Origin of the sequence: Cronbergia sp. UHCC 0137 (assembly GCF_034932285.1) — a bacterium.
Lineage (GTDB): Bacteria > Cyanobacteriota > Cyanobacteriia > Cyanobacteriales > Nostocaceae > Cronbergia.
This window is the reverse complement of record NZ_JAYGHC010000059.1, coordinates 1-24,570: the sequence shown is the minus strand read 5'-3', so window position 1 is coordinate 24,570 and position 24,570 is coordinate 1. Positions and strand designations below refer to the sequence as shown.

Here is a 24,570-nt window from a genome sequence, read left to right as displayed (position 1 = left end):
AGCTTAACCGACAAGTATTGGAATTGTACCAAATTGTCTCATGTCACTTCAAGCAATAGCGATATTTCATGTTATTCAGCTTTTTTCTGTTTAACATAATTACGGAAGTCATCTATTGTGAGTTGATTGAGCCATTGATGACGTTCTTTAGTATAGTTACCATAACCCACTTCTAACTGTTGTAAAAACCTTAGTGTTCCTGCTACTCCTAACGCATTAATGAGAGCTTGATATCCTTGTTGCCTAATTTCCGTCAGTTTCATAGTTTTCTTCCTCTGATTGCAAATTATTTATTAACCAAATCGTAGGGTTTTCTACTTCTACATTCCAAATGCTTTGATATTTTTTTGCTTTCTTCAGTAGTCTGTCATCAGTTGTCAAAAATATATCAGCATCTCCATCTTCAGCAAAAGCCAAATGTAACGCATCGTGAAATTTAAAACTCAACTCCATTAACTTTTCTGCTCTGACATCAGTATTTGCAGTTGATTGAATATAAATATTGGCTAAATTTAGTATGGACTTGACCTGTTCTTGTTTAAATGAGTCTGAATGTTGACTAACTTCAAATTCAATAATATCGCTATTCATCAATATCCACTTGCCATTTTCACAATTTTGAATAATTTCTGTTACTGCTTCCGCTTCCATCCGCATCCGAAATTGTTCTAAATTGTCTAGAGTTCGATTTAAACAACAAACATCAAGATAAATTTTAGTCATGTTGTATTTTAACTGGAAAATGTGAAGTGCCTAACTAAATTAGTAAAATAAACTTAATTCCCATACATAAAATTACGACAAATGCAAATTATCTTAAACGTACCCGATTCCTACGGAGCGCTTTCCTTCGTAACACTACGTGAACGCTATCACCTGGGTGAAAAACTGCAACAGTTAGGCGAACTGCTTGCAGCAGCGCTTCGCTATCGCCTTCCAGAAGCCCTTGATCGCGCAGTTGATGAACTCACACCCACTGAAACCATCCCTTAGAATGAATTTACATAAAATTGTACCAAATTGTCTCATGTCACCTCAAGTAATAGCGATAGTCACCATAACCTGCTTCTAGTGTTCCTGCTACTCCTAACGCATTAATGAGAGCTTGATATCAAGGATGTAAGGTGATAGTATGTAGTAAATTCAGGAGATTTTTCCATGAATATTGAGCAATCTGTGTTAGAAAAGTTACGCCATTTACCTGTTGATAAACAACAGCAATTATTAGATTTTGCGGAATTTTTGTCTCAAAGAATGTCTGTTAAAACTCCTTTACGCAGTGTTAGAGGTGTATGTGCTGATTTGAAAGTAGATATTAGTGAAGAAGATATTTCTCAAGCGCGTCAAGAAATGTGGAATAATTTTCCAAGGGATATAATTTAATGACATCAGTAGTTGCAGATACACATACTTTAATTTGGTATGTTTTTGACTTACAGAGGTTATCAGAAACTGCATTAACAGCGTTAGAACAGGCAATTAATACAGGTAATCCTATTTATATCTCAGCTATCACAGTTATAGAAATTGCTTATTTAGTTGAGAAGGGACGCTTTGCAGAAGAGGTATTAACACGAATTTTAAATGGTTTGGATGATCCCAATGTAGGTATTATACTTGTACCTTTGGAACGTAATATTTCAGGTACAATTCGACAAATTGATCGGGTAACAGTTCCTGATATGCCTGATAGAATTATTGCTGCTACGGCGTTTTACTTAGGTATTCCTTTAGTTACTCGTGATTTGAGGATTCAAACTTTAACCACTATTAAAACTATTTGGTAGAGAAGTAGGGGTAATTCATATCAAAATGAGCGATCGCCTTAAAATTTTGTAAGATATTAAAACTCACCCCGCAATAAATCAAGTAAAAATAACAATGAATACAGAGAAACTACTTTTAGAAAACTGGCGATCCATTAAGCTTCTTCATTCTCCCTAATAGCTAAGGTAATTTCTTCAGGATACATAGAAGCATAAAACCAAGCATTTGCTAAATCACTTGCCAATAGAGTCGGGTAATCTTTTAAAAGTTGTTCTTCGCTAATACCGATGTTGCGAGCGTTAACCAAAACCCACACAGGAATACGAGTTAAACCAATACAAGCATCACCACCACATACCCCCAATGTTTTCTGAATACCCCGCCAAGGATTGCCAAGACTTTGAGCTAATATCTGAATTGCGCGTGTTTTTTCATCTTGACTTAAAGCCAGTAGTTGCGTTTCTAAATTTTGTAGAGTCATAAAATTACTACTAAACTGCAAGCTGAGAATCAATACTACTATACTAACATGACAGCATCACCCTAAAATATTAGCAATACAAATTATCCTGAAAATAAGCGATCGCATCTGTGATTAACCATGAGATAAAATTACCACGAATGTAAATTATCTTAAACGTACCTGATCTCAAAATGAGCGATCGCCTAACTAAAAATGAATTTACATAGAATTGTACCAAATTGTCTCATGTCACTTCAAGCAATAGCGATCGCTCATCTCATCGGACGAACCACACTAACAAATTTTTGATTGCTGTAAAAACCTTAGTAAAATAAACTTAATTCCCATACATAAAATTACCACCAATGCAAATTATCTTGAACGTACCCGATCGCCTGGGTGAAAAACTGCAACAGTTAGGCGATCGCCTCCCAGAAGCCCTAGATCGCGCAGTTGGTGAACTCACACCAACAGAAACCATCCCTTACCAAGATGATAGTCAAATTGTTGAACTGCTTGCCAGTCAACCCAGCCCAGAAACAATTCTCGCCATTCGACCTACACCTGCTTTACAAGCCCGCATGAGTGAATTACTCGACCGCAATAAATCCGGCACTCTTTCCCATCCAGAGGAAGTAGAACTCGATCGCTACTTGCTTTTAGAACATTGGGTACGTTTAGCTAAAGCTCACGCCTACAAGCGATTACAGACAGTAGTATGAGTTATGTATCAGCTACTTTACGTCGGTTAGTAACCCAACGGGCTGGAAACAAATGCGAGTATTGTCAATTTCCTCAAATGGCTTCACTTTTCGCATTTGAGATGGAACACATTATTGCTGAAAAACATGATGGTATAACTGAAGCTGGAAATCTAGCTTTATCATGTCCTTGCTGTAACCGTTTCAAAGGAACTGATCTTGGTTCAATTGACCCTGAGACAAGACAACTAACTGCCTTTTTTAATCCCCGTCTACAACAATGGTCTGATCATTTTCGCCTAGAAGAAGGGATAATTATGCCACTAACTCCAGAAGGGCGGGTAACTGCTAAAATCCTGCAATTTAACCTCCTCGAACGTATCCTCGAACGCAAGCAACTGGGTAGTATTAAGTAAATTTATCATTTACTGACTGTAGCCATAGAATGAATTTACATAGAATTGTACCAAATTGTCTCATGTCACTTCAAGCAATAGCGATCGCTTATCTCATCGGACGAACCACACTAACCAATTTACCTCATTCACTTTTGGTTGGCGATCGCAGACCATTAAGAAGAATTTAGGAGTTTATAGCAATTTTTGTTTAAAATAGAACTAAAAAATTTTGAAATCAATGACAGACCCCAGTAACCTTAATGACATTATTCAACGTATCCTTAACGGCCATCAAACCGATGCGGATGTTGAAGTTTTGCGTCAGTGGTTCAATAAAGGTGGTATTCAAGATATACAAGTAGGCAAGAACATCGTTAATATTGGACAGGGACAAGGTATTCATATTGGCGATCGCACTTACCAAGGACTTGATACACAAGCGATTCGAGAAGTTGCTAGTGCTGTAATTCAGGGTTCTAACACAGCAGAGATCCAAGAAATTGTTCGTTCTATCCTCAAAGGAGAGTTTCAGAACTTGGAACAAAGGGAAAATCCTCAAAGTAGTTCACGTAAAACCATTTTAGTGGTAGCCTCTAGCCCTACCAATGAAGCGAGATTGCGCTTAGATAAAGAAGTGCGAGAAATTGAAGAGGGTTTGCGAAGATCGCAGCATAGAGAAAAATTTATTTTGCAGCAACGTGGGGCTGTTCGTCCTGATGATTTACGTCGTGCCATGTTGGATTTTAATCCCCAAATTGTTCACTTTTCTGGACATGGTTCTGGTGAAGATGGATTAGTTTTAGAAAATGATTTAGGAGAAGCACAACTTGTTTCAACTGAAGCTTTAGCAAATTTATTCAAACGGTTTGCTACACGAGGACTTGAGTGTGTTGTTCTCAACGCTTGTTATTCCAAGATTCAAGCCGAAGTTATTGCCCAACATATTGATTATGTGGTTGGTATGAATAGTAATATAGGAGACGATGCCGCGATTAAATTTGCAGTTGGTTTTTATGATGAACTAGCGGCTGGTTATTCTTATGAAGATGCTTATCACGGTGGTTGTGATGCGATCGCTCTGCAAGGAATCCCAGAGGAACATACCCCAGTATTCAAAAATCTAAAAAAAAAGTCCAATTAACGGCAACAAATCGAGTTGATGACTTGGTACAACAAGTGCGATCGCTCATTCATAATGATATCCACCGATTACATAGCACAATGCCATTATGGGGTGTAGATCACTGGGTTCCTTTAGGTGATTTGTTTGTAGATGTGAACATCCTAGAGGAACTGAGCAGTAGTCGGAAATCAGAACTCCATGACCTGTGGCAATATTTCAGCAAAAATCCAAGTTATCGCAGTTTTGATCGCATTAGCTTGGGTGAAGAACGGGAAAGAGTTTCAGGGCTAGAAGTGCTGGCAAAAAATACGAATTTAATGGTGGTGGGTAAACCAGGTTCAGGGAAAACCACTTATTTGCAGCGAGTAGTTACGGAATGCAACGCTGGCAATTTACAAACGCACCGAATTCCAGCTTTAATTAAACTGCGAGATTTTGTAGATGATGGACGTAAGTTTGCCTATTCGCTGGAGCGTTATTTTGAGCAGTGCTGGCAGTTATCAAATGCAGAAATTAATTTAATTTTTCATCAAGGTCGAGCATTAGTATTGCTAGACGGGTTAGATGAAGTCACAGGAGAAGATGGTAAAAACATCACCAAGCAAATTAAGGTTTTCGCTCGTTCTTATCCACAGATTCAGCTAATTATCACTTGTCGGACGCAAAGCCAAGAATCGCGGTTTGAGCGTTTTGATTATGTAGAAATAGCAGATTTTAATGAAGCCCAGGTGCGATCGTTTGCCGAGCATTGGTTTAAGGCTGTTATGAAGGATGAGTCAGCAGGATTAAAACGATCATTTGAGTTTCTAAATCAGCTTTTTCTGGAAACGAATAAACCGATTCAGAATTTAGCAATTACACCGATTTTGCTGAGTTTGACCTGTGCTGTTTTTCACCACACTGGCAAGTTTTACTCAAAGCGTTCCAAGCTTTATGAGGAAGGATTAGAGCTACTACTAGAGCAGTGGGACAAGTCACGGGAGATTGAGAGAGATGAGATTTACCGAGATTTATCGCTGGAAAGAAAACTGGAATTACTTAGTTATCTAGCAGTGAAAAAGTTTGAACAGCCGCAGTATGTGTTGTTTGAACAAGCGGAAATTGAAGCTTACATTGCGGAGTTTTTGGAAATTGGATTGCGGGATAGTCGAGCAGTTTTGAGAGCTATTGAAGCCCATCATGGGTTATTGATTAAGAGGGCGCAAAAAGTTTGGTCATTTTCACATCTGACGTTTCAAGAGTATTTAGTAGCCAAGTTGTTTTGCCACAAAGAAGATTGGAAAACTTTGAGCCACTATATTAGTAAAATTCATTGGCAAGAGATATTCTTGCTAGTTGTTAATATCACACAAAACCCCAACAATTTATTGTTGCTTATGAAGCAAAAAATTGACGAACTATTACTTGATATAAAGTTACAAGAATTTCTTAATTTAATTGAACAAAAATTTGATCCAACAGATTTTCCTTACAGGAAATCTTGTCTATATGCAATTTATCTATTTCTATATCTAGAGCCAGATAAAGATATAAATTTCCCTCTAGCCGTATCTATTGATACTGATTTTGAGAAAAAGTTTATGAGTGTACATCACTGGGTCTATGGGTTCTTTTCTCGACATGATAGATATGACTATTTTTACAAATACATTATGCTTTTTATTGCAATAGAAAATTGTCAAAAGTTAAAGAATAAGTTGCAAGCAATTGATATGCCTCCACCAGAGCTATATTTGCCACAATATCTAGAATATAAACAAGATGCATGGATGGATCTTGATGATTGGTGGCATCTTAATATTCCTTCTTGGAAGAAATATTTCCAAAGTGCTTTAAATGAATATCTAGGTATTGGTATGACTTTACAGCTAGATCATGAACAAAAAATTTTGCTGCAAAAATTTTATAATCTTAATAAATTTTTAGTAGATTGTATGAATAATGGATGTGCAGTTAATGAAATAACAAGACAAGAGATTGAAGAAACCCTACTATTACCGATCGCCGAAATCGAAAAACGCAAACGCAAAACATCTGAGTAGAGCGATCATCTCATGATTTGTATGAATTTTAGGCTACATCATCAGAGAGAAATTTAGGAATTTGATTGTAAACTTCTGAATTTTCTGCAAATGCCTGACGTAAATCATATTGTGTTTGTAAATTTAACCAAAACTGAGCAGTGTTGCCAAAATAGTGAGATAGACGCAAAGCTGTATCTGCTGTAATACTGCGCTTTCCAGATAAAATTTCGCTAATTCGTGTCTGAGATACACCTATATCTTTGCTTAATCTATAAGGTGTGATATTCAACGGTTCTAAAAATTCAAGTTGCAGGATTTCACCTGGATGAATGTTTGGCAAACGGTTGTTATTCATCATGATTTTTATACTTAGTGGTAATCAACTATTTCAACTCCTGAAGCATTGTTTTCATCTGTCCAAACAAAGCAAATCCGCCATTGGTCATTAATCTGAATACTATACTTCCCAATTCTATCGCCAACTAACTTTTCTAAGCGATTTCCAGGTGGAACACGCAAGTCATTAATTGATACTGCTGCATCAAGGATCAGTAGTTTTCTTAAAGCAGTCTTCTGAATATTCAGTGGGTATTGAGAAGATGTAAAGCCTTCAAAAATTACCTTTGTCTGCTCAGATTTGAAATTAACAATCACAATAATATCGTTTTGCGTTACTATCGTCAAACGTTAGTATACATTTCCAGTGGTAAATTTTTACATTGTCCAAGCGATTACTCATTCATATAACACACGAATAGAGCGATGTTTGACGACAAGCCGCTTTACGTCTACGCTGACAATTTAACCAAAAGTATATTATCCTAGATTTTTCAGCAGCTTTAATATGACTGATGTAAACCCCGATCAAATTACTGGAAATATCAGGATCGCCCTCCTCCCTCAAGACAATGGACAGTATATTTGCCAATTATCATCGTCTCTGAGTGATTCTCCTAAAGAAAATATACAATGCTACGGACAAACAAAAGAACACGCGATAGCGATCGCCTTAGAACAACTAGCCGATGAGTATCGCCGAATAGCGGAAGAACAACAAAATATAGATTGGCTGACAGTGGAGCGATCGGACTCTGGAGAACCAATTACCAAACATTATCATGTAATTCTGCACTATGAACGCATTGCAGAGGAAGAATCAAAATTTGAGGCAATACACAATACAATGATGGGCAATACGGTGGTAGAGAATGCTAAAATCACCGTGATTGAGATTGATCCAGAGATATCAATTGATCCATTAACGCGAGATTGGGATTGATTATCTTAAACCCTATCATTGAGAGACGTAGTTTTCAGATGTCTTTAGTTGTTTGAAACTAAATTGCGATCGCATAGAAATATCCGTAGGAATCGCAAAGCACTCTGTAATAATGTTTTGCGGCCTACAATATGCGAATTAGGTAAATTAGTCTTTTGTAGGTGTAAATAGCTTATGATGCTGATATAATAAAGGTTCTAGCCCTTAAAAGTAGTTACGACATGACTTGCGAATTGCGACATATAATTTGCGAACGTACAAGTTCTGTAGCGATCGCCCTCTACCTCAAACCTACTTTTGCGGTTTAGCCATAAAGGATTGATTTTCTGAACCCTTCCAAAAATACCATTTACAGGTCTAGTTCAAATTCCAGATTTCAAAGATGAAGGTGATATGACTCCATCTGATTATCCAACAATTGGTTAGTCAGTAGATGTAGTAGTTTTGGGATTTAAGGAAACTGGACAACAAATCTGGTTAAGTATGAAGCCAAGTCGATTAAATAAGTCAAATGAATTTGGAGTATAAACTCGAAAGATCAGCCTTACTCCTCAACATCAAACCACACAGGCGTAATATCATCAACTTGTCCATTATAATTAATAGTAATTTCCTGACCTTCCCGAATATATTTGTGAGCAACAATATCAATTAGATTTTTAGCAAAATTCTTAATATAAACAGCATTGGGATGATAAGAATGATTAAATAAAGAAGCAAAACCTAGAGCGATCGCTCCGCTTTCTCCATGCCAACCAAAATAATAATTCAATAAAACAGTTTTAGTAATTAACTTAACTTGTTGTTTAGGAATAATAATAACAGCCGCTCTTTCAATTAAATCTCCTTTAGCAAAATCTTGCTGGGCAAATATACCTCTACCTTTAGTCTCTGTATCACGAAATACTAGCATATATCAATTCTATCTGATGGGTGAAAATCCAGATAGACGCAGAGAAAATAAAGATAAATTTTTGTCACTGACTTACGACTTCTATAGTCACTATAAAGTCAATCATTGAAGATGTAATCAAAGTTTCCGTAAATTTTAACTTTTCGTGCAAAGTTGATAATATTCATGTTATTATAAATATCCCATGTTAACTATCATTGGTTGTGGAAATCTCAATCGTAATGACGATGCCGTAGGCGTAATTATCGCCCAACGTTTACAGCAATATCTCGCCCAAAAACCTCAACCTAACACCCGCGTTTATGATTGTGGTACTGCGGGGATGGAAGTGATGTTTCAAGCGAGAGGAAGTAAAAGATTAATAATTGTTGATGCTAGTTTTACAAGTTCTGAACCAGGTGCTATATTTAAAGTCCCAGGAAAAGAACTAGAAGCACTGCCCGAACCTAGTTACAACTTACATGATTTTCGTTGGGATCATGCCTTAGCCGCAGGGAGAAAAATCTTTGAAGATGATTTTCCCCTAGAGGTGACAGTTTATTTAATTGAAGCCGCTAATCTTGATTTTGGCTTAGAATTAAGTCCCGTTGTCCAACATTCTGCTGATCTAGTTTTTGCCGAACTAATCACCATTGTTAACCAGAATGTTCTGACTTAATTAATCATCAAAAAATCAAAATTGGCTTATGCCCAATCACGGTAAACTGAGAGTTCATCTACCCTCATTTCAAAAGGAATACCATTGGTTTCTGGAGGACATACGCGAATTTTTGCACTGCTAACAATGCTGTTGAGTAAACTTCCCATGGGGACAATTTTTTGCAAAACTCGCCAATTGGTAACTTGATCACGACATTCAATTACCAAAGTCAAAACGCCAGCATGAGTTGTCACAAACCACCGACAATCAGACAACAGATTTTGAATAGAGCGATCGCACCCTTCATAAAAGTATCTACTGATCGAATACTCTAACTGTTGTCGAAGAATAATATCTGCTGATGAGGGCTGCTTAGGGTGATAATCATCAGCATTAGAATCAAATTGTCTTCTTGCCATTTCCCTTGGTTTTCCTATTTATTTACCAATTGCCATTACATAAAGCACATCCTTATTGGTTTCTAGAAATTGCTGGGCTTCATCATCATAGTAAGCACCAATTCCACTACATTCTATTTCCCAATAATTACTAAATAGATACACTCTCTGTCCTAAAAAACCAGCCAATTGCATAGCGGTTTGATAACTCGAATAATCGGACACAAAAAATAAAGTTACAGCGCAATCTCTGGCTATAGCTTGATTAATACACAAGTAACCTGTCTGTTCACTAAAGTTACCCGGCTTAATTAAATGTGTCCCCTGATATAACCCTGGTAAAATTCCTTCAACACGATGCACCACAGAATAAATTTCTATTTCCTCAAAATTTTCTGTTGGTATAGGTTGCTGAACATCTTGCAAAATACGCCAATAGGTTTCTTGGGAAATAAACTGTTTTTGAAAACGCCTAATAGAACGCCTATTCCAAACGTTCTCAAAAAATCGTTCTCGGTTCAAGTTAAATTGAAAATGCTCTAATGCTTTCTGGTGACTAGATTGTAAAGATGTTGCTTGATAGGCATCTTCAATGAATTGATTAGCTTGAAAATAATCAGTACCACAAACAAAAGGAATTGGTAGCCTCAAGCGTCTGATTTGTTTTTCTTTAACCTCTCCCGATATCACACAACCACTAATAAACTCCTTATTCTCAAATCCCAAATCTGCATTGAGAGTGAGTTTATCAAAATCAAAGATTAATTTGATGTTTTTCTCGTGAAGATATGCTGAAGCTGCGATTGCACCTAAATGGTGTCCGCTATCTAACAAACAATATCTTATGCTCCTGTCTTGATATTTCCAGCTAGACCTATAATAAACAGAACTAATTAAAAAGATGAATCCGTTAATACTTTTTCCTGGTATAATATAATTTTCTAAGCCATCATCAATTAATTCATAAATCAGTGTTAGATAATTATTCTCAACTTCTAAATGATAAATACCATCTATAAAACCCTCAATACCACGCATTTGTAGATAAACTTCTGTGGGATACAAAGCCCCTGCTGAGGGATTTACCCGCAGTTTATCAACTCCATTTTTATCAAGCTTTTCCAAGGTAATAGCACCCGTTAACCTGATAAAAGCATGGGTGGGATTATTGGGATTTAATTTCACTCGCCGATAAAATTTTGGATAAACTTTAAAGGAAGTTGGTTGAGTTGAAGCGTCTACATAATTGGGATTAAGCTGAACCGATAAGTAAGAATGCTTGGTAGTATGGTGATAGATTTTTTCAGAATGTTCACTTGGCGGCATTTTTGAGTAAGTTTAAAACTTCTATATTGCTGGCGAAGTCAATAGCTTTATAATCGTCCAAGTTTTTTAAATTTATGTTAGGATGATGTTTTAAGAGCAACTTGACTACTTCTGTCTTTCCGCCTGAAGCTCCATACATCAGGAAAGTTGCTCCATTATCAGTTTTGATTACATATTTACCACTACTTAATGTTTTTTACCTGCACCTAAATATAATTCTCCGACTTTTGGATCATTCAATAATTCTCTACCGGGTCCAGAAATAGCATCCCGTCCCGACTCTAAGACATAACCACGATCAGCCATTTCTAAAGCTTTACGGGCATTTTGTTCTACTAAAACAATAGCTGTACCACCTTGATTAACTTGTTTAATTTGCTCAAACACTTGTGTGACTAAAATTGGTGATAAAGCCGCAGATGGTTCATCTAAAAGTAGTAAACTGGGTTCTAACATTAATGCTTTCCCCATTGCTAACATCTGACGTTCCCCTCCTGATAGTGTACCCGCACGTTGACGACGGCGATCGCTCAACCGGGGAAACATAGTAAATATCTTGTCCTTCAAGGGTTTCAGAGGTATATTGCGGACAAAAGCCCCCATTTCTAGGTTCTCTTCAATTGTCAAAGAGGGAAAAACGTTAGCGATTTGGGGAACATAACACATCCCCCGTTGGACGATTTGATTTGATTTTAAACCAGTGATATTTTGGCCTTTGAAAGTAATAGTACCTGTATGGGGAGTTAACAGCCCAAAAATGGTTTTAGCTAAGGTGGATTTACCCGCACCATTGGGACCAATGACGGTTACTAATTCTCCTGCATCAACTCTAAAATTAATCCCTTGGAGGATATCTACATCTTTAATATAGCCAGCGTGGACGCTTTCAACGGTTAGGAGGTGATTGGTCATAAAATAATTTACTCATCTAATTATAGGTTAACTCTTAATTTTTTGATGGGTAATTGGGAAGTTTAAGAAATTAGCTATATTTTCTACCATTTCTAATTCATTTTCCCAATCTTTACCCTGATAGAAAAATAAACGTATGCGTTTATTTCCAGATAAAAGCAAAATATATTCAATTTTACTATCATCACTCTGATCTATTGTTTCTTCCTTTCTCAACTCAACAATATCACTAATTTTGTATTTAATTATGTTATCCTTCACCCAACCTTTTTGATTAATGATGATTTGATTAGTAGTTTTATCAAAGGTGATTTTCCTATAAAAAGGAATAAAAATCATGGCTATTAAAAAGGCTAAACTAATAGTAAAAAATAATAATCCAGGCAATAATGTCGATATTTTTAATTCGAGATTTAGTCTAATTTGCAAATTATTTTGTCTTGGATTATTAATAAAATAATTGATTTGAGATGCTATACTTTTAGCTGGTGTTTCTGAGTTATAGCCGATCAGAGTAAAATTACTACTTTTGGCGGTTTTTAATATAACTAAATATAAATCGTTATCTTCTCCTGATAAAGGTGCTACAACTGCTGCCGTTGGTTGATCTACAAAGGTTATTTGTTGTGAGTTTAACCATAATGTGTTTTGTTTGAAATCACAGTTAATCTGATTTCCAGCAATGCGATCGCAAGAAAAGATCGAACTTTTTGGTAAACTCAAATAAGTAATTGACAGAGAAACCACTGCCATGATTGTGGTAATTAACCCAGATATAACTATTTCGGTGGTTGGGTTATTTTGTAATACTAATTGATTTGAAAAATTTTTATTTTTCATTGGTTTATTTTAGTGATTGGTGAGATGATCAACTCCTCACCAATCACTAATTATTTCCTATTGGGTAATCTTTTGCAATTCAGGACGTTCTTCTGGCAAAATTGCGCCTTCTACTGGACAAACTTGTAAACAGATGCCACAGTCGATGCAGGTAGCAAAATCAATCCAGTACCAGTCTGTTCCCTTGATGTTTTTGCCAGATCCCTCATGTATGCAGGCTACAGGACAAGCAGCTACGCAGTCAGCAACACCTTCACAAACTTCAGTGACAATAGTGTGTGGCATATTTTCGATTCCCTCTCTTTAATCAATCAGCGATTTCTAGCGTAACAACTTGTAACGTTCTTGGTTAATGCACTGCTTCAATGGTGGGTGAACCATCAGATCTAATCCAAGCGATTTGAGCAATAGAGCGATCGCGTGCGTACTGACGTACAATTTCTGTATCTCTACCCCCTAACTCCATTTCTACTCTCACCAATTCTGTAGAATCACGTAATTTTTGAGCATAGCCAAAGGCGGCAGCATTAGCACTGGACGTTTCTGGTACTACCAACCAGTTACTCGCCGGGGTATCTAGAGGTAATTGCTGATTAGATGAAAGAATCCGGTATAAATCGTCTATATCCAATTCAAAGCCAATGCCAGGAATGTTTTTTCCTTGGGGATGATATAGCCCTAGAAGCTGATCGTAACGACCACCACGCCCTAAAACCTGTGCCTGTCCATCGGTATCACTGACTACTTCAAATACAATGCCTGTATAATAGTCGATGGTTTGAATTAGGCTCAAATCGAGAATTAGGGGGAAATTTCCTTCAGATTCTAGTAATTCCACCAGAGATTTGAGATTATTAACCGCTTTTTGCAGTTCTGCATCTAAATTTAAACTGCTGACCTTTTGCAAAACATCGGCACTATTGCCGCGCAAATCTAACATGATTCTAGCGCGATCGCGCAACTCATCACCCAAGGGTAAAGTATCTATAGTCACACGATCCAAATTAGCGATCGCACTCCGCACCTGACCTCTAATATTAGCCGGAAAAGCATCTAACAAAGAGCGAGTAATACCCGCCTCACCTAAAATTAAATGCCACCCCTGCAAACCCAAGGCCGCTAAACAATTAGCTACCAACAGCAACACTTCTCCATTGGCCAGCAATCCTCCAGATCCTAACAACTCCACCCCAGCTTGATAAAACTCTTGCTGACGATTGTGGGGACTTTCCCAATTGCGGCGAAATACATTAGCGTTGTAATACAGCCTTTGGGGATAGGTTGTATCTGCCATGCGAGTAACCACAGTGCGAGCAATAGAAGCCGTGAGTTCTGGACGTAGGCCCAATTCCTCATTTTGACCATTTTGCAGTTCAATCACCCGATGACGCTGAATTGCTTCACCAGCCATCAAAGTATCCATTCGTTCCAAAGTTGAGGTGATAATCCTGTGATATCCCCAACGATGAAATACTTGTTGTAACCTATCTTCAATCCAGTGTTTTTGAGCCACATCTAAGGGTAATAGATCCCTGGCTCCCGTTGCTGGTTGATACACCATTATTTTTTCTTCCCGCCAAACAAACCGCCGAACAACCCACCTTTTCCAGACTTATCTGGTTCTTTTTCTCCATTATTTGGAGATAATTTCACATTAGCAGCACCGGATTGTTTTCCTAAGACTTGATCTACTTTGGGTTTCCATGCCAAAGCCATTTCGTCCTTGGGATTTAATTTCAGTGCATTGTCAAAGTGAACCTTAGCCATTTTTAGCTGATTTTGCCTCAAATAGACCATAGCAATCAAGCTATGACATTGACTATTTTTTGGCTCTAATTTCAAGGCATCTTGCAATTCTACTTTGGCTTGGGCAAATTGGTTTTTCTCCATCAAAGTTTGAGCGCGACGGATGTATTGTTCTGCCGGGGAATCTTGTTTAGGTTCTGGGGGCGGTGGTGGTGGATTTTGTACACCCATTTGATTTTTGGCCGATGACGATTTGGTGAATGACAGACCAGCCTTCCGTACCAAGTATACTAAATTCAACTCACTGACTTCGGCAATAATTTGGGGTACTAAATCCAAGTTATTTAACTGAGTTTCCGCAATTTTAGCGATCGCATTTCTATACAATAGATCAATATTTGGCGCAATTGCTAATTCCTTGGCGAGATCGCTACTTAACTGTTCCATCACCTCTGAATCTTGGATCAGCCGCTTACCCATTTGTGACAAAACTAAAATGTATTCCCCACGAGTATTTTCTGAAGACAATATTTCATAAGCAGGATTAACCAACTTAGACAACACCGCATTAGCTAAAATTCTTTCAGTATTATCCTCAAAATTTTGGCTGTCTGGGTGCAATCGTCGCGCCATTTGCAGATAGCGTTTACGGATTTCCTTTGGGTCAGTATTAAGAGGAACACACAAAACTGCGTGATGATCTATAAAATCATATTTAAACAAGCCGCGATCTATTTTCCAAAACATAGCGACGTATTACACCCAAGACGCTGTGACATTTTTCTAGTTTAGCCCCTTGATCTAGTTCAGTGGTGAAAATATTTGCAAATTCAGCCTATAGACTGATTAATAACGGCAAAGTTTCCATCAATTCTTGACTGAGACTATCGTGAAGATAACCATTAGTGGCAAGGATTCTCCCAGATTCTATTTTAAAAGGAGTGCGATCGTAAGCGGTAACTTTACCTCCAGCTTCTTGTACTAAAATTATACCTGCTGCCATATCCCAAGGAGCAAGCCCCCGTTCCCAATAACCATCAACACGGCCACAGGCAACATGAGTTAAATCCAGGGATGCAGCACCACCACGTCTAACTCCTTGGGTCAGATGGGTCAGATGACAAAATTCGGCATAATTATTATCAGTTGTTTCTCGCCGGTCATAGGCAAATCCCGTTACCAACAAGCTTTTAGCCAGTTCTGTAGTTTGAGAAACCTGAATGCTTCGGCGGTTGCGTGTGGCACCTAAGCCAGCAGCAGCCCGAAATAACTCATCATGGTAAGGATCATAAATTACTCCTACCTGGGGTACACCATTGATTAACAGTCCGATAGAAACTGCAAAACAAGGATATTGATGGGCGTAGTTAGTTGTACCATCGAGGGGATCAATTGCCCAGAGGTATTCACTATCTTGATTACCTAGTTTGCCCGATTCTTCTGCCAAAATTGAATGTTGGGGAAAGTGACGGGATAGAATTTCCAAAATCACTTTTTCAGAAGTTTTATCGGCGATGGTCACTAAATCACCAGGACGGCCTTTTTCGGTAATCGTCTCTCCTAATTTACCCAGATAATCCATTAAAACTGTCCCAGCCGCTAAAGCTGCTTCTGTCGCAATGTCAAGAAAGATTTGTAATTGAGTCATGGTATGTTTGTTATCTATAAATCCGGCGAAATTCACCAGGAGTCAGACGCATGGGTTTTTGGGAATCCCAAATTCCTATGGACATGATTCTTGCCCACTGTTGGGAGCGTTCTAGGCGTTGGTCGTATTTATGGTTAGGCGATCGCGCTATAAATAAAGCATATCCTTGTTTAAGTATTTCTTCATTCAACAACAATTTATCTTTCCATACATAGGCCAAGGTTCGCCCAACTTGATCTTTGGCTTCTACATCAAATTCCAGCTTCACCGAATTTTCAGCCCCACTAATCAAAGTTTCTAACAGTTGTTTAGACTCTTCCCCCCAAGGCCGTTGACGCAAATCTGGTGCATCTAGTCCAATTAACCGCACTTGAGAAATTAAATTTGGTTGTTCTGCAAGTCCCAATACTTCTAAAGTTTGGCCACTAACCACCCTTGCTACTTTTACCTGAGAGGGCATATTATTAATGGATGGATTTTTATTTTGACAACTCACCAAGAGCAGTAAACAAGCTAATATTGCTAGATTCTTCCCAAAAGGGCAGAGACACGCCACCAAAGCCGCTATTTTTACTTTGATGAAGAATATCCAGCCCACGGGGGAAAACACCCATCTATCGGCGTTCTTAGCAATGCACCCTAACCATACAAACATCTTAGTCTTCATCCAAGGGTAAACCTGCTTTAACTCTTCCCCTAGCAAAATAACGTCCAAATTGAAGTTCATAAACTTCATCTTCGTCTTGGGTTTCCACTTCCAAGTCAGAACGGGCGTAACTTACACATAGTAAAGCGTAACCCTTACGGCGTAATTCTGGGGAAAGTCCAATGGCTTCTGGTTGATAAATTTCGCCGGCAAGAACCCTGACAGCGCAGGTGGTACAAGCCCCATTTCGGCAAGAAAAGGGCAGTTCTACTCCTTGATGTTCGGCTGAATGCAGTATGTATCGGTCTTCTGGAACTTGCAACGTGTATGATCTGCCAGTAGCGCGATCGTGAACTCTAATTGTATGGGTCTGAACCATCTTGTTTGCGATGAATATTGTGGATTTTAACTTTATTTTAAAAAGTCTTTCCTAATATTTGCATTTTTTTAGTTTTTGTTCTACAATAGAAATTCCTGACACCTGGAGAGGTGGCCGAGTGGTTGAAGGCGCAGACCTGGAAAGTCTGAAAGGGACTAAAATCTCTTCTAGGGTTCAAATCCCTATCTCTCCACTTCCTTGTATACCAATGGTTACAACGTTTTATATAGTTATCCAATAAATATATTGGTTTAATGCTTGGTTTAATTGGTTTAATCTCTATCGTGAGGTTAGTAACCTTATGAAGTAAATTTCCGGCAAGTATGGCTTTTTGACTTTTATGACTTTATTTAGGTAGAAATTAATAGTGATTTTGATTTTTGGGTTGTCTCTACCTTGTTCTGAGATTGTTGGACAACTTATTGGACAAATAAAAGATAAGGTAGAGACTTTGGTTATCTCTACCTATTTTGGGTATTTTCCTGCTATCATCAGGATACCCTTATCGGATAAATAAGTTAGGGGTAAGCGACGGTTGAGAGTGTATGTCTGGTAAACTGGCACTCTCAGGCGTTGCTTTGCTTATGCAACAAATCTAATTTATCCAATAACAAAGTGTCAAGGGTTTTTAGGTCATATTAGTAACTATATTCTAGTTGTCCAATAACTAAAAACTATGATAACTAGAACTTATGTACTGATACAAAAAAGACGTAAACCAGTTAGGTAATACGTCTTTGGGTAGATATTTAGCTTATTCTGAAATTTAGTAGAGGCAATCTTTTTCTACTAGGTTTGTAATCCCTGAGTTAGCATACTTCCAATTAGAAGCAATACAGATTACAAATCTGAAAGGTTTTGACATTAACGCTACCTTTGCTAGTTCTTTACTGTAAGGCTTGATTTCTGGATAGTAATCACTCACTTGAAGCGTCCAATCAATAAAGCAATTAACAAAGCTATCAATGTCTAAATATTGTTGACAGTAGGTTCTAATGTTATTCTGATTGGGAACATCAGCAAGGGTAGGAAATGACTTAATTAAACTACTGTTGTAGTGTTTAATGAACTTTTCGATGTCTGAATAACTCACCCTCTCTACTTTGATATTTTGTTTATTATCAAAGCATTTACGGTTATGTGCTTTACCTTTCAAAACAGCTAAAACTGTTACGCATACGATATCAGTTAGTCTATCTGTTGAACCCTTAAATGGGTGTTGCATTGACAACTGAAAAGTATCCCTCATTTGATAGGTAAACAATGCTGGTGTTAAGTCACTTATCAATGGCTTTGACAGTGATGTGTAATTGTGCATAATTAAATTGCCTGAGATATGGTGTTTAGTGGTTGCTGCTTTGGACGGTGACAACCACTAAATAAATATTAAACGTATGTCTACATACGCTTCGGCTAATATTAATATTTCTACACAATGCCTAACCCCAAAGGACACCCTAAAAGCTTAGAAGCTTATAAGCTAAAAACTGACAGAGATGAACCGCTAACTGGCAAATTAACGATAAGAATTACTAAGTCGATGGAAGATAAGTTACAGGGATTGGGCGACAAAAAAGCTGAGTTTTGTCGGGGTGCAATTAAAAAAGCACTTGATGATTGTGACAAATCGGAGGGTTAGAGACACCTGCGCTTGCTGTATATACAGTGCCACCGCCTAAGTTATGACTACCCCCTCCCTGTCAAGATATTCGCTTAGAATTGCTTGCTTTTAAAAATTCCTACTCATCCACCAATTAACTAGCGGGGGAAATTCTAGCTTATTTGATGCCTTACCTCTACACCTCAAGAACAACAACGCTTTTAACCAAGTTTTTTTACTGGAGACTGTAAGAATGTCCTAGAGTTTTGCAAAGTATTGTTGCTACTGTCCATCATAGGAACAGCAGCAAAACAATTACATCAACTCACAAGTTTAAAATACATTGTGGATATATGTTTCTTACCTAGCGATTGCCCCGCCCTTTTGCCGTTTTGGATTGTTGGCTCAACGGTCACACCAGATGGCGTAATGCTAGTCACTTGATATCTATCACCAGGCATCAACCCGTTAATGCGGTCTGTTAACTCTATGGTGTCGCCAATCTTAACATCATAGTCGTGAGATAATTCTGTCTCAAAAAAGTTTTGACTTTTAACGGTAACACCAGTAACAAGAGGCTCTAACCCTTGCATACCAACTGTTACCGAACTGTTACCGTTCCTGTTACTGGTGTTATAGTCCGGTAACGCTTCTGTATCACTGCTAGACAAATCTGTTACCGAACTTTGGCTATTAGTAACAGACTGGTAACAGTTCGGTAACACTTGTCCTGTATGACTTTCAGGCGTTGTTACTGGTGTTACCGTTAAATTCTCAACTTTTTTATTTTGCAGTTCCCAACCTGATACTAATTTCCCATCTATTCGTTTTTTCTTCTTCATGTATCCTAATCGTGTTAGCGCGTCTGTAATAGGCTGCCATTCGTTGCGCTTTAACGATTTACCATCTAAACCAGGGTTTAGCGTAGTCCATATATAGTCCAGTGTCACGAAGCTTCTTAACTCATCACTGTAGTCACTAACCCTACAAGCGTTTTCCACCTCTACATTTATCGGGTCAATACTTGAGTAAGTTTCGTTATTAATAGAACTAGCTGCTTGTTCATCTTCTGACAACTCGTAAGAATAGCCAAGTTTGTAGAGATTATATGCACAAGCCCAAATCAAATCTCTGTTTTTAAGTAGTACCTCAAAATTAATTTTCCCTGGTATGTTAACTACCCAAAATCTTACACCCCCGGTAGGGTCTAGCAATACATCTTGCCTGTTGGTTGTAGCTACTATAATAGACATCCTTTTGAGAATAGATGTTGTTCTCGCATAAGGTAATACAAGCTTATCGGCTGGTGTGCTAATGATACTTTTTAAGTCTGCTACATCCGTTTTTTTGTAGACTTTATCAAACTCTGGTATCTCATTAATCCAGGCAGAATGCAATACCATTAAATCGTGTTTCTCGCTAGTCCCCTTATATGAACTATTAAAAAAGTTATCGCTTGCTAGTTCCCTCCAAAATGATGACTTACCAGCGTTTTGCTGTCCATAAAGAATGCACACGTTTTTCTGAAAACATCCTGGTTTATATACTCTGTTTACGGCTGCTACAAGGGTCTTAGTTAGAAATGTTAAGTGTAGTTTCTCTTGTACGGTTGTAGCTTCACTTAACACTTTATGTATGGTGTCTAGGGTGTTATTAAGAGTTAACGATTCACACGAACTCTTAATAGATTCTAGATAATTTATAACAGGATGATAGCTATTCCTTCTAGCGATTTCTACCAGATAATCAGCAGCATAGCTTTTGCTTAATTCTATTCCTGTATCCTCACTGATATGGATAAAAGCAGAGTCTAAATAATATTGTTCGCCGTCCTTCTCCACTTCATTAGTCATCAAATTGCGTTTAATCCTATCACCGTAAAACTCTGTTAGTTCAGCAATTGCAGATGAGTGACTTTTCTTATCAGATGATTTTGAACCTGACTTTTTAGCAAGGATAGGTGTAGCTATTTCCTGTTCCCATAATTCCAGGGTGTATGCACTCTCTAATATTGCTCTCATCGCCTCTACACCATTGTTGGTTATAAAGTCGTCCATGCCTTTACCCTGCTCAGTAGTCCATAATCCAGTTGCTATCCTAACGGTACACCGTGAGATGGACAAAGCTTCCGCTAACTCCAAAGTTGCCTTGATAACGTCAGGTTTTGTAGCAGCGTCAGCATCAAAAGCGATAATGTATTCACAGTACCCACGGTCAATTAATGACTGTAATGTAGGGCATATTACCCTACTACCATCAGGCTGCTTCCTTAATCCGTTCCATACACCTGTAGTGGCTACCGATGGGATATCAGCACTACAAGCCTTGATTGCTTTTTTAAAGCCCTCTGTAATGACTATGGGATTGTTTTTATCCCATAAGAAAGACGCTGGTAGTCCATCGGGATGGTTAGGGATGCCTATATCAGCTTTAGTGCCTGAAAGGGTCTTATATCTTAGTTTCTTACCGTCTTTACCTGGTTTAGGGTTATCATACCTAACTTGGGGCTGTTCCCCAAATAAATGAAACTTCCACCCATCGTTACTAGATGTGCGGGTTACATTGGGTTTCAACCATTCAATAGGGATATCCGACTGATGAGATAACCCATCTAGTGTAGTGATGTCGTTTGTTTGTAAAGCTTTCATGTTTTCCTCTATACATTTTTTGATTTTTTTTCAAAAAACATTGGAAAACACGCCAATAGTGTGATATACAATATAGTTGTTGGACAAGTTGTTGAACAATTCCAACGAAACAGTTGTACTATTTCAGGTTTCCTGAATAGCACTTTTCCCTTTGGTTGCCAAGTATTTTAAATAATGGTAAGATTTACCATAATAAAGACTTAGCAATCAGACAATTGTATATAAGCGACACCGCTACGTGTTTTCTGATGGACTCAAGAATTGCCGTTCTTGAGTTCAACTGCTTTTAGGATAGGCTACCACAATTTTAACTAAGATGGTAGCTTTTAGTCTTGCTCACTGGCATAAATAGCGTCAAGGTCAATCCCTAGCCCGTCTATACGTTCTCTGATAGTGGCTGTTAATTTTCTTGCCTGTTCATATCGTGGTGATGTTTTCTTGCTCTCACAGATGGATTCCCACTGATTAATTTCGCTGTCTAATTCAATCAGGAATAGATATAAATCATCTAGCTTGTCAGCTATAACCGTCGGTGTCCATCGTTGTACAGTTTCACAACCATACTTTTTTTTGCGTCCACCACCAGTGGCGCGTTTACCTGCTTTCGGTATACCTCTAGGCATAGTCTCATTTATTGGTATGGATTCAATGGCTCAGTGCGGCTCTATGGATGGTAGAGATATTCAAATCTTCCAATCCCCTGCTATATCTGACTTATCTTATTTCTACCATATCAATAACAGGAAAGTAAAGAGTATTAATGTACTATTTTGTTAATATTGTGATGAAACAAGAATACTGTGGTTGACTACTATTTCTATAACGACTGTTTAAGTCATGGAATATATCTTGTTTTTATTTTGTCCAACAAGTTATCGGATAATTCCTGGTAAGGATATTCGTTCAATGTCTAACTTGAGATAATGTTCTTTAATTATCTTTTCAGAGTTACCGACTATTTCTGCCAATTTGTGTATGGGATAGTCATTGTTGGCATGGTAACTAATCATGCTATGCCTTAACTGGTAAGGTATTCGATACGGTAATCCAATTCCCTCTAAAACTGTTTTCCAGACTCTACAAAATGCGTGTTGACTGATAGGTTCATACCGTCGGTTTAAGAAAACATAGTCTTTACGTGTTTTGACATTGGTTAGTAGTGCGTGCAGTTCAGCATTAATCGGAAATAACCGACTATCTTCTGTTTTAGTACCTGCGCTTTCGATAATTTTACCGCTTGCGTTTACACGATTCTCGCAAAACTTGATATGGTTTTTTTGGAGGTTAACGTGTTTCCACTTCAAGGCTGTGGCTTCACTCGGTCGGCATCCTGTTAACCATAGAAAGTAAACATATTCGTAGTATTGAGAGTGTGTACCGCGTTGGGTTTCATAGCTTCCGTTCTTGAATGCTGACAATATCAGATATATCTCATCTACCGTAAATATTGAGATATCTGTATCATCTGTAAATTTGTTATCAACTTTTGTATCTTTCAGTTTTAAGCCACTGAAAGCGTCACGATACTCAATCCCCCATTTACGTGGTATGTTACCTTGTTTACTGTTCCAATCTATGCAAGCTACAATCCACTTTAACCGGGTCTTTGACGTTGCCTGACTACGTTTGTCATCTGAGAATACCCATAAAAACAAGTCTTGACGTTGCTCTAACTTTTGATATGGACAATTTTGAATGATTGATGTACAAGTTTGAACAGCCGTTTTAATGGTCGTATCTGACCACAGTTTCAGTGTGGTGTGATATTCAACATACTTTGACCACAGTACACTTAAATCATCTTTCTCAACAACCTTGATAGTAGGTTGTTTTTTTTGTTTATAGCGGTCTAGTTCGGTTCTAGTAATTGACTTCAACTCATCAAGGTCAATCTCATCACCAATAGCAAGCTGTTTAATAATGTGTTCATCAATGACCAAGGCAACATTTAACGCTTGTAGTTCATTTGAGCCTAGTCCTATAGTCTTACGTCCAAACCGACTGCTTAACCTAGCTTGGTACATTAGACCGCTTGTAGTTTTCATTACATTTATACTCAAGTGAGTATAATTGCTTTTAGCTTGAGCCATACATTTATCGGATAACTTTAAAGCCACTATAACACGTTTGGTTTAATTATTGGTTTAATCGTTGGTTTAATTTCCTGGTTTAATTTCTGAAAGTATTGATAACTCTATCATACAGCTAAGTTTAGAACAGACCTGGAAAGTCTGTTATGCAGTAATGTATACGAGGGTTCGAATCCCTCCCTCTCCATTTTTATTACTCTGTAAATTAGTATTTACACTAAGTAACCTTTATCCTAGATACTGGTAGCAACTCAACAGACAAAATCCATAATTCTGATGTAATAACTCAAGTTCCTAGTTATTTATTTTTCGGATATTTTGTAGTCTGTAGGGTGTGGTTCGGCAAGCTCACCAACCACGTCAGACAGAATAATTGAGGCTAAAATCCCTAATTTTAAGTTTCTGACGCACCTTAATTTGATCTATAGGACTCCTATTTGATTTTTGATAGGTTACCTAGCCATACCGAACTCAATACCTCAGTACATATTGAAAGCCTTGTTCCCTGTTCCCTGTATTTTTTATCTTGTTACTTTTGTCAAGGTCATATTATACAAAATTAGATGAGATTACCCTGGTTTTTTGATTTTAAGATTTCTAACTCTTCTCTCACAGATAATGGTTGATAACCTAAAGCAAATGCTTTTGAACTGTCTAAAGAAACATCTTTTGGTCTTGGTGCTGCCATCTTAACATCTGTTTGCCAACATGATTTTAATTGATCGCTAGGAAGTTGTAACACTTCAACTAATATTTTACCAAATTCATAACGCGAAATTCTTTCTTTCCCACCTAAGTGGATAATTCCATTGACTTTATTTAATGCTAATAATAAACCTTTTGCTGCCGTGCTTCCACTAACTGGAGTGCGGAATTCATCTATAAACAACCTTAGTTCTTTTCCGTCTTTCAAAGTTTGAATAAATTGTTGTATAAAGCTTTGGGCTGTCGGTGTTTCTCCTCCGAACATTAAGGGCATTCGACAAATTGCTGCTTGGGGATACACTTTGAATATACCTGCTTCTGCTG

The 24,570-nt window shown here is 37.8% G+C and carries 31 protein-coding genes, 2 tRNA genes and 1 pseudogene; 12 read left to right on the top strand and 22 right to left on the bottom strand.

Annotation, left to right across the window (positions count from 1 at the left end):
- Window positions 1–71: 71 nt before the first annotated feature.
- Window positions 72–263, bottom strand: a complete 192-nt coding sequence (locus VB711_RS22300; protein WP_323288508.1) for a hypothetical protein — start codon at window positions 261–263, stop codon at window positions 72–74.
- Window positions 244–723, bottom strand: a complete 480-nt coding sequence (locus tag VB711_RS22295) for a PIN domain-containing protein (RefSeq protein ID WP_323288506.1) — start codon at window positions 721–723, stop codon at window positions 244–246. The genes VB711_RS22300 and VB711_RS22295 overlap by 20 nt, the downstream gene beginning before the upstream one ends.
- 81 nt (window positions 724–804) lie before the next feature.
- Here VB711_RS22295 and VB711_RS22290 point away from each other — a divergent pair, with 81 nt between their 5' ends.
- From VB711_RS22290 to VB711_RS22280, 3 genes are all read left to right on the top strand, one after another.
- The gene (locus VB711_RS22290; RefSeq protein ID WP_323288504.1) at window positions 805–993 is read left to right on the top strand and encodes a hypothetical protein; all 189 of its coding nucleotides are present in this window, start codon (window positions 805–807) and stop codon (window positions 991–993) included.
- Between the two features lie 165 nt (window positions 994–1,158).
- Window positions 1,159–1,383 (top strand): hypothetical protein, encoded by a 225-nt coding sequence (locus VB711_RS22285; protein WP_323288503.1) that lies wholly within the window; start codon window positions 1,159–1,161, stop codon window positions 1,381–1,383.
- Window positions 1,383–1,787: a type II toxin-antitoxin system VapC family toxin gene (locus tag VB711_RS22280; RefSeq protein ID WP_323288502.1), complete on the top strand. Its 405-nt coding sequence runs from the start codon at window positions 1,383–1,385 to the stop codon at window positions 1,785–1,787. The genes VB711_RS22285 and VB711_RS22280 overlap by 1 nt, the downstream gene beginning before the upstream one ends.
- 134 nt (window positions 1,788–1,921) lie before the next feature.
- Here the strand turns inward: VB711_RS22280 and VB711_RS22275 are convergent, their stop codons facing one another.
- A complete protein-coding gene (locus VB711_RS22275; RefSeq protein WP_323288501.1) occupies window positions 1,922–2,248 on the bottom strand; it encodes a DUF433 domain-containing protein in 327 nt (108 codons plus the stop codon).
- A 347-nt stretch (window positions 2,249–2,595) separates the two neighbouring features.
- On the opposite strand from VB711_RS22275, the gene VB711_RS22270 reads away from it, so the two are divergent.
- The 4 genes from VB711_RS22270 (at window position 2,596) to VB711_RS22255 (ending at window position 6,494) form a co-directional block, all read left to right on the top strand.
- Window positions 2,596–2,952, top strand: coding sequence for a hypothetical protein (locus tag VB711_RS22270; RefSeq protein ID WP_323288500.1), 357 nt, complete (start codon window positions 2,596–2,598; stop codon window positions 2,950–2,952).
- Window positions 2,949–3,347, top strand: coding sequence for an HNH endonuclease signature motif containing protein (locus tag VB711_RS22265; RefSeq protein WP_323288499.1), 399 nt, complete (start codon window positions 2,949–2,951; stop codon window positions 3,345–3,347). Before VB711_RS22270 ends, VB711_RS22265 begins: the two co-directional genes overlap by 4 nt.
- 220 nt (window positions 3,348–3,567) lie before the next feature.
- Complete coding sequence (locus VB711_RS22260; RefSeq protein ID WP_323288498.1) at window positions 3,568–4,470, top strand: CHAT domain-containing protein; 903 nt, start codon at window positions 3,568–3,570, stop codon at window positions 4,468–4,470.
- A 23-nt stretch (window positions 4,471–4,493) separates the two neighbouring features.
- Window positions 4,494–6,494, top strand: a complete 2,001-nt coding sequence (locus VB711_RS22255; protein WP_323288497.1) for an NACHT domain-containing protein — start codon at window positions 4,494–4,496, stop codon at window positions 6,492–6,494.
- 28 nt (window positions 6,495–6,522) lie between these two features.
- Here VB711_RS22255 and VB711_RS22250 read toward each other — a convergent pair whose 3' ends face one another.
- Together VB711_RS22250 and VB711_RS22245 are read right to left on the bottom strand one after the other, a co-directional pair.
- On the bottom strand, window positions 6,523–6,831 hold the full coding sequence (locus tag VB711_RS22250; protein ID WP_416233605.1) for a HigA family addiction module antitoxin: 309 nt from the start codon (window positions 6,829–6,831) through the stop codon (window positions 6,523–6,525).
- A 14-nt stretch (window positions 6,832–6,845) separates the two neighbouring features.
- Window positions 6,846–7,130: a type II toxin-antitoxin system RelE/ParE family toxin gene (locus VB711_RS22245; protein ID WP_416233604.1), complete on the bottom strand. Its 285-nt coding sequence runs from the start codon at window positions 7,128–7,130 to the stop codon at window positions 6,846–6,848.
- A gap of 190 nt (window positions 7,131–7,320) precedes the next feature.
- On the opposite strand from VB711_RS22245, the gene VB711_RS22240 reads away from it, so the two are divergent.
- Window positions 7,321–7,755 carry a hypothetical protein gene (locus VB711_RS22240; protein ID WP_323288494.1) on the top strand — a complete coding sequence of 145 codons (435 nt, stop codon included), beginning with the start codon at window positions 7,321–7,323 and terminating at the stop codon, window positions 7,753–7,755.
- A gap of 544 nt (window positions 7,756–8,299) precedes the next feature.
- Here the strand turns inward: VB711_RS22240 and VB711_RS22235 are convergent.
- On the bottom strand, window positions 8,300–8,668 hold the full coding sequence (locus VB711_RS22235; protein WP_323288493.1) for an SET domain-containing protein: 369 nt from the start codon (window positions 8,666–8,668) through the stop codon (window positions 8,300–8,302).
- Between the two features lie 184 nt (window positions 8,669–8,852).
- On the opposite strand from VB711_RS22235, the gene VB711_RS22230 reads away from it, so the two are divergent.
- Complete coding sequence (locus VB711_RS22230; RefSeq protein ID WP_323288491.1) at window positions 8,853–9,326, top strand: hydrogenase maturation protease; 474 nt, start codon at window positions 8,853–8,855, stop codon at window positions 9,324–9,326.
- 26 nt (window positions 9,327–9,352) lie between these two features.
- Here the strand turns inward: VB711_RS22230 and VB711_RS22225 are convergent, their stop codons facing one another.
- The 11 genes and pseudogenes from VB711_RS22225 to VB711_RS22175 all read right to left on the bottom strand — a co-directional run bounded on the left by VB711_RS22225 (window position 9,353) and on the right by VB711_RS22175 (window position 17,203).
- Complete coding sequence (locus tag VB711_RS22225; RefSeq protein WP_323288490.1) at window positions 9,353–9,727, bottom strand: hypothetical protein; 375 nt, start codon at window positions 9,725–9,727, stop codon at window positions 9,353–9,355.
- Window positions 9,728–9,745: 18 nt separating this feature from the next.
- Window positions 9,746–11,032: a nitroreductase family protein gene (locus tag VB711_RS22220; protein WP_323288489.1), complete on the bottom strand. Its 1,287-nt coding sequence runs from the start codon at window positions 11,030–11,032 to the stop codon at window positions 9,746–9,748.
- Window positions 11,019–11,198 (bottom strand): annotated as a pseudogene (locus tag VB711_RS22215) (ankyrin repeat domain-containing protein); the annotation flags it as partial. The pseudogene VB711_RS22215 and the gene VB711_RS22220, both read right to left, overlap by 14 nt.
- A 20-nt stretch (window positions 11,199–11,218) precedes the next feature.
- Complete coding sequence (locus tag VB711_RS22210; RefSeq protein WP_323288488.1) at window positions 11,219–11,944, bottom strand: ABC transporter ATP-binding protein; 726 nt, start codon at window positions 11,942–11,944, stop codon at window positions 11,219–11,221.
- A 27-nt stretch (window positions 11,945–11,971) separates the two neighbouring features.
- Window positions 11,972–12,784 (bottom strand): hypothetical protein, encoded by an 813-nt coding sequence (locus VB711_RS22205; RefSeq protein ID WP_323288487.1) that lies wholly within the window; start codon window positions 12,782–12,784, stop codon window positions 11,972–11,974.
- A gap of 57 nt (window positions 12,785–12,841) precedes the next feature.
- Entirely contained in the window at window positions 12,842–13,069 is a 228-nt protein-coding gene (locus tag VB711_RS22200; RefSeq protein WP_323288486.1) for a ferredoxin family protein, read from the bottom strand.
- Between the two features lie 64 nt (window positions 13,070–13,133).
- Window positions 13,134–14,345 carry an ATP phosphoribosyltransferase regulatory subunit gene (locus tag VB711_RS22195; protein ID WP_323288485.1) on the bottom strand — a complete coding sequence of 404 codons (1,212 nt, stop codon included), beginning with the start codon at window positions 14,343–14,345 and terminating at the stop codon, window positions 13,134–13,136.
- The gene (locus tag VB711_RS22190) at window positions 14,345–15,277 is read right to left on the bottom strand and encodes a J domain-containing protein (RefSeq protein WP_323288484.1); all 933 of its coding nucleotides are present in this window, start codon (window positions 15,275–15,277) and stop codon (window positions 14,345–14,347) included. Before VB711_RS22190 ends, VB711_RS22195 begins: the two co-directional genes overlap by 1 nt.
- A gap of 88 nt (window positions 15,278–15,365) precedes the next feature.
- Window positions 15,366–16,178, bottom strand: a complete 813-nt coding sequence (locus VB711_RS22185) for an inositol monophosphatase family protein (RefSeq protein WP_323288483.1) — start codon at window positions 16,176–16,178, stop codon at window positions 15,366–15,368.
- A gap of 10 nt (window positions 16,179–16,188) precedes the next feature.
- Window positions 16,189–16,833, bottom strand: a complete 645-nt coding sequence (locus tag VB711_RS22180) for a thermonuclease family protein (RefSeq protein WP_323288482.1) — start codon at window positions 16,831–16,833, stop codon at window positions 16,189–16,191.
- Window position 16,834: 1 nt separating this feature from the next.
- The gene (locus tag VB711_RS22175; protein WP_323288481.1) at window positions 16,835–17,203 is read right to left on the bottom strand and encodes a 2Fe-2S iron-sulfur cluster-binding protein; all 369 of its coding nucleotides are present in this window, start codon (window positions 17,201–17,203) and stop codon (window positions 16,835–16,837) included.
- A gap of 104 nt (window positions 17,204–17,307) precedes the next feature.
- On the opposite strand from VB711_RS22175, the gene VB711_RS22170 reads away from it, so the two are divergent.
- A tRNA-Ser gene (locus tag VB711_RS22170) sits at window positions 17,308–17,396 on the top strand.
- A gap of 573 nt (window positions 17,397–17,969) precedes the next feature.
- Here VB711_RS22170 and VB711_RS22165 read toward each other — a convergent pair.
- Entirely contained in the window at window positions 17,970–18,521 is a 552-nt protein-coding gene (locus tag VB711_RS22165) for a hypothetical protein (RefSeq protein WP_323288480.1), read from the bottom strand.
- A 117-nt stretch (window positions 18,522–18,638) separates the two neighbouring features.
- Here VB711_RS22165 and VB711_RS22160 point away from each other — a divergent pair, with 117 nt between their 5' ends.
- Complete coding sequence (locus VB711_RS22160; protein ID WP_323288479.1) at window positions 18,639–18,842, top strand: hypothetical protein; 204 nt, start codon at window positions 18,639–18,641, stop codon at window positions 18,840–18,842.
- 281 nt (window positions 18,843–19,123) lie between these two features.
- Here the strand turns inward: VB711_RS22160 and VB711_RS22155 are convergent, their stop codons facing one another.
- From VB711_RS22155 to VB711_RS22145, 3 genes are all read right to left on the bottom strand, one after another.
- On the bottom strand, window positions 19,124–21,451 hold the full coding sequence (locus VB711_RS22155; RefSeq protein ID WP_323288478.1) for a VapE domain-containing protein: 2,328 nt from the start codon (window positions 21,449–21,451) through the stop codon (window positions 19,124–19,126).
- 326 nt (window positions 21,452–21,777) lie between these two features.
- Window positions 21,778–22,074, bottom strand: a complete 297-nt coding sequence (locus VB711_RS22150) for a hypothetical protein (protein ID WP_323288477.1) — start codon at window positions 22,072–22,074, stop codon at window positions 21,778–21,780.
- A gap of 249 nt (window positions 22,075–22,323) precedes the next feature.
- Entirely contained in the window at window positions 22,324–23,496 is a 1,173-nt protein-coding gene (locus VB711_RS22145) for a site-specific integrase (protein ID WP_323288476.1), read from the bottom strand.
- Between the two features lie 158 nt (window positions 23,497–23,654).
- Here VB711_RS22145 and VB711_RS22140 point away from each other — a divergent pair.
- Window positions 23,655–23,728, top strand: a tRNA-Ser gene (locus tag VB711_RS22140).
- A gap of 372 nt (window positions 23,729–24,100) precedes the next feature.
- On the opposite strand, the gene VB711_RS22135 is transcribed toward VB711_RS22140, so the two are convergent.
- On the bottom strand, window positions 24,101–24,570 hold a 470-nt coding region (locus VB711_RS22135), incomplete at its 5' end, for a sugar nucleotide-binding protein (RefSeq protein ID WP_323288475.1).